5 protein-coding genes are annotated in these 4,639 nt (G+C 74.5%); 1 reads left to right on the top strand and 4 read right to left on the bottom strand.

Features of this window, described 5'->3' with window-relative positions; translation table 11 throughout:
- Nucleotides 1–207: 207 nt before the first annotated feature.
- The 4 genes from OFY01_RS15165 to OFY01_RS15150 all read right to left on the bottom strand — a co-directional run bounded on the left by OFY01_RS15165 (nucleotide 208) and on the right by OFY01_RS15150 (nucleotide 4,171).
- A complete protein-coding gene (locus OFY01_RS15165; RefSeq protein ID WP_266600135.1) occupies nucleotides 208–918 on the bottom strand; it encodes a DUF2567 domain-containing protein in 711 nt (236 codons plus the stop codon).
- Nucleotides 919–952: 34 nt separating this feature from the next.
- Nucleotides 953–1,759 carry an ABC transporter permease gene (locus tag OFY01_RS15160; protein WP_266600137.1) on the bottom strand — a complete coding sequence of 269 codons (807 nt, stop codon included), beginning with the start codon at nucleotides 1,757–1,759 and terminating at the stop codon, nucleotides 953–955.
- Between the two features lie 17 nt (nucleotides 1,760–1,776).
- Nucleotides 1,777–2,808 carry an ABC transporter ATP-binding protein gene (locus OFY01_RS15155; RefSeq protein WP_266600133.1) on the bottom strand — a complete coding sequence of 344 codons (1,032 nt, stop codon included), beginning with the start codon at nucleotides 2,806–2,808 and terminating at the stop codon, nucleotides 1,777–1,779.
- Between the two features lie 133 nt (nucleotides 2,809–2,941).
- Nucleotides 2,942–4,171, bottom strand: coding sequence for an NYN domain-containing protein (locus OFY01_RS15150; RefSeq protein WP_266600131.1), 1,230 nt, complete (start codon nucleotides 4,169–4,171; stop codon nucleotides 2,942–2,944).
- 247 nt (nucleotides 4,172–4,418) lie between these two features.
- Between OFY01_RS15150 and OFY01_RS15145 the strand changes: the two genes are divergently transcribed.
- Nucleotides 4,419–4,589, top strand: coding sequence for a hypothetical protein (locus OFY01_RS15145; RefSeq protein WP_266600129.1), 171 nt, complete (start codon nucleotides 4,419–4,421; stop codon nucleotides 4,587–4,589).
- Nucleotides 4,590–4,639 lie beyond the last annotated feature (50 nt).

Here is a 4,639-nt window from a genome sequence, read left to right as displayed (position 1 = left end):
GCCACATGGACCGGCGCCTGCCCCACCTGCCACCGCGACATACCCACCCCGACATCAACCTGACCAAGCACTACTAGGCACCAAGGACATGTCGAAGAGGACGCGCAAGCGCAAGTGGCGTACCAGGAAGGGCAAGTCCAACCACGGCCGCAAGCCCGCGTGAGGTGCGGGCCCCCGCGCGGCGCGGCCCGTGTCGGGTGGCCGGTGTCAGGCCGTCGGGCCGGTTCCCGGGTCGGCGGCCGGGCCCTCGGCGGGCCGGGGGCCGTAGTAACCGGCGTGCGGGTCGGGGTCGCGGGGGCCGAACAGGCCCGTCAGGGCGAGGTGCACGATCATCGCGGCGAGCGGCCACGCCAGGAGCGCGCCCTTCGCCTTGAGCTCCATGGGCGCGTCGAAGACCACGCCCTTGCCGACCTGCTTGGCGTGGGCGGCCACGTCCTGCATGGGACCGAGCCACACGCCGAACCGCCACGCGAGCACGCCGCCGAGCAGTCCGCCCACGGCGAGCGCCACGACGAGCGGCACACCGCCGCGCCTGCGCCACAGGAAGACGGCGACCGCGGTGACGACGCCCAGCGCGAGGCCGAGCAGCGTGAACGTTCCGTCGATGCCGATGGCCTGCTCGCCCTCGGTGTCCTTGAGGTAGACCGCCGTGGCGTCCGAGATGAGCGGGACCCGCGGGGCCAGCCACAGCCACAGGGCACCGAGCAGCAGGCCGCACAGCGCGACACCGACCGTGACGACGGCGGCCTCACGCAGTTCGGTGCCCAGTCCGGGACCGTCCTGCGGCGCCGCGGGCGGCTGTCCGCCGGACGCCGGACCGGGGGTCCGCCACGGATCGTCGCCGCCATGGCTGCCGTGGTTGCCGCCGTGGTCGTTGTGCGGGGGCTGGTGCGGTGGGGGCGTCAGCGGTGCGGTCACCCGCCCATCGTGCCAGGTGCCGGTGCGGGGCGCGTCACCGGACGGCCGCGCGACGGTACGCCCAGGTCGCCACGGCCAGCGAGGCGACGCCGACGGCGCCGCAGACGCCGAGGTCGAGCAGGACGTCGGGCCAGTTCGGGTGGTGGCCGAACGTGCGCGCGAACGCCTCCACGCCGTACGTCGACGGCAGCAGGTCACGCGCGAACCGGACGACTTCGGGCATCCGGTCGGCGGGCAGCACGCCGAGGAGCAGCGCCGCCGACATGCCGAGCTGTCCGAGCAGCGTGGCCAGTTCGGGGCGCGGCGCGAGCAGCCCGAGCGCCGCCCCGAGCCCGGAGAGCGCCGCACCGGCCAGCGGGATCACGGCGGCCAGCACCCACAGGTGACCGAGCGGCAGGTCGAACATGACGCAGCCGACGACCCCGGTCACCAGGGTGCCGGGCACGGTGAACGACGCGTACGCGCCGGCCGCCCCCAGCACCACGGACGCGGGCGGCACCGGAAGTGTCGCGTAGTGGTCGAGCCCGCCGGCCGCCCGCAGCTGCCCGAAGTACTGGGCGAGCAGGTTGAGCGCCACGAACGCGACGACGAGGACCGCGGATCCGGCGACGACCGACTGCGCCTCACTGCTGCCCCGGTCGACCACGCCGCGCATGAGGACCATGATGCCCACGGACTGGAAGGTCGCCACGAACAGGAGCGGGATGCGGGCCACCCGCGCGCGGGAGAGCTGGGCGCGGTAGACGGCGGCCAGCGACGGCAGCAGCCGCGCGGCGGGCGCGAGCGCGCCGTCGGCGGTGCGGGCCGACGAGGAGGCGCCGACGCCCCGCTCCCCCACCATCTGCGCTGATCCGGCACTCATGCCTTCACCAGGCCCTTCACGTCGCTGCGGCTGCCACCGAGCGCGAGATACACGTCCTCCAGGCTCGGTGTGGCGAGGGAGAAGTCGTCGAGGTGGTCGAAGGCGGGGCCACCGGTGAGGGTGGCGACCGCGGTGCGGGCCTCGTCCGGGGCGAGCCGCAGCGACCAGCGCCGTCCGGCCTCCACGGCGTGTTCGCGCAGCGCGTCCACCTCCGCGAGACCGGTCGGCGCGGCCTCCCGCCACACCAGCTCGACCCGCACCTCCGAGGCGACCTGCTGCTTGAGCCCCGCCGGGGTGTCGCAGGCGATGACGCGGCCCCGGTCGACGACGGCGACCCGGTCGAGGACGGTCTCGGCCTCGATGACGTTGTGGGTGACCAGCAGGACGGTCGTGCCGCGCTCGGCCCTGCGCCGGTCGACGGCGGCCCATACCGCGCGCCGCGCGACCGGGTCCATGCCGGTGGTCGGCTCGTCGAGCACGAGCAGCGGCCGTTCGCCGACGAGCGCGGCGGCGAAACAGGCCAGGCGCCGCTGCCCGCCGGAGATCTTCTTGAGCGGGCGGGCGGCGATCGGGCCGAGCCCCAGCTCCTCGATCACGGCGTCGCGCTCGGCGCGGGCGTCCTTGAGCGGCAGGCCGCGCAGCCGTCCGGTGGTCTCGGCGGCGAGGGACACGGTGAGCTCGTCGAGCGCGGTCGACTCCTGGCCGAGGTAGGCGAGGAGGCGGGCGGCCCGGTCCGGGTGGCGCACGATGTCGTGGCCGAGGATCTCGACGGTTCCCGCGTCGGGGCGCAGCAGGCCGGTGAGCTGCCGTACGAGGGTGGACTTGCCCGCTCCGTTCGGCCCGAGCAGCCCGAAGATCTCGCCGCGCCGGATGTCGAGCCGTACGTCGTCGGTGGCGCGCACGGCGGGCGCCGACGGGGCTCCGCGGCGGCCGCGGGCGGCCGGGTAGGTCTTGGTGAGCCCTCGCACCGCGCATACGACGGTGCCCGTGTCCTGGGCGGGTCCGGCCTCGGAGGTGCGCGTGCTCACGAGGAACGAGGGTACGGGGTACGGGGTCCGCGACGGTGTCCGGGGGCCGGACATTTACCCCGCGTTGGCACTCCCCTGGGCCCTGCCTTGCCTGCTCAGCCGCGACGGGCCCCCGACGCGGCCGGTCTCCGGGTCACTCGGGGGTGGGCTCGTGCTCCGCCGTGGTCACGTCGATCTCGCGCCAGAAGCCGGCCCGGATCGCGTAGCGGTCGTGCTCGTCGATCTGGTCGTCCTTGTGGGCGAGGAGCCCGAAGCGGGCGGCGTAGCGGAGCAGCTCGCCGTCGATGCGGTGCGGGACGCGCGGGTACATGACGGCCAGTTTCTGCAGGTGGCCCTGGTCGGCGAGGCGGCCCATCCAGCGCCGGGCGAAGACCTGCCCCACCTCGTACGGGTCGCCGCCGACCGCCGTGATGTCCTCCTCGCGGTCGGCCCAGCGCTGCTCGGCCGTGGTGAGCTGCGCGAGGGTCGGCAGCGAGGCCGCCTCGGGCGGCTCGCCCGCGCCCGGCCGCTCCACCCAGCCCTTGTCCGACGACCAGCGCAGGGTGGCGCCGGCGGGGTGGTGGGGGGCCGCGGGGGCGCCGGGGCCGCGCAGCGCGGCGAGGTCCTTCGGCGTGGGAACCGTCTTGCCGGGGCCCGGCCGCTCCCCCGTGTCGCTCTCCGCGCGGGCGGCGGGCGCGTGCTGCACGGGCGCGCCCTCGACCCGTTCCTGGGCGGGCCGACCGGCGGCGGCGAGCGCGGAGTCGGGCAGTGGGGCGGAGAGAATCGCGGCGATCTCGGGGCGGGGCGCGGGCGGTGGGGTGCAGACGCCGCCGAAGTCCTTGGCATGGACGGCCTTGGTGATCCAGGCGCGGTCGAGGACCCGCCGCTCGTCGGCCTCGGCGACCAGGTCCTCGGACTGGTTGTAGTCGCCGTCGGCGGCCTGGACGGCCCAGAGGTGGACGGCGACACCGTGTTCCTTGGCGGCCATCATGCCGGGCAGCAGGTCCCCGTCGCCGGTCACCAGGACGATGTCGGAGCAGGCGCGGTTGCGGGCCAGCTCGGTCAGCTCGGCGTGCATGGCCGCGTCGACGCCCTTCTGCGCCCAGCGGCCGTCGGTGCGGGTGAGGGCACCGAGCCGGACGGTGACGCGGGGCATGACGCGCAGCCTGCGGTGCTCGGGCTGCGGGACGCGGTCGGGGGCGCCGTCGAACCAGTAGATGCGCAGCAGCTGCCGCTCGGTCTCGGACTCGGCGCGCTCGCGCAGGCCCTGGATGAGGGCCGCGTGGTCGACATGGATACGGGAGCGTGAGGGCTCGCCCGCGAGGAGACTCGCGGCGGCGCCCAGCAGATACCCGGCGTCCACCAGGACGATGCAACGGTCCACGCGATCCACCCTCTTTCGCCGACTTCCGGCTGTCCGGACGCACTCCACGGGGCGGCGCCCGCGGGTTCGCTCCGGGTTTCCTTCGAGTCTGCCCGACCACGCGGAGGTTAACGGCCCGAACTCGATCTTCGGCGTGGCGGATACGGAGCCATGACGCACGGTTATGGCACGAAATGCGCTCTTTCTTCATATGTGTGAATCTGAACGCGGCCCTGGCCCCTAGATCCCCCGCAGGAGGCAGATCACCATGGCCAAGAACAAGAAGCAGAGTCGCCAGCAGCACGCTTCCAAGGCCGCCACCCCGGAGCAGGCCCAGGAGCAGGCAAAGTCCACGGCCATGGAGGCCCACAGCGACGCTCCGAGCCCCTCGAACATGGCGGAGCGCAGCAAGCGGCAGAAGCGGTTCGGCCACAACTGACGCTAGGCTCACGGCGGCTCGTGCCGCCCTGGCCACGCGTGAGGGGCGGG

It is taken from the genome of Streptomyces beihaiensis (genome assembly GCF_026274175.1).
Classification (GTDB): domain Bacteria; phylum Actinomycetota; class Actinomycetes; order Streptomycetales; family Streptomycetaceae; genus Streptomyces; species Streptomyces beihaiensis.
This window is presented reverse-complemented; position numbering and strand designations above follow the sequence as displayed.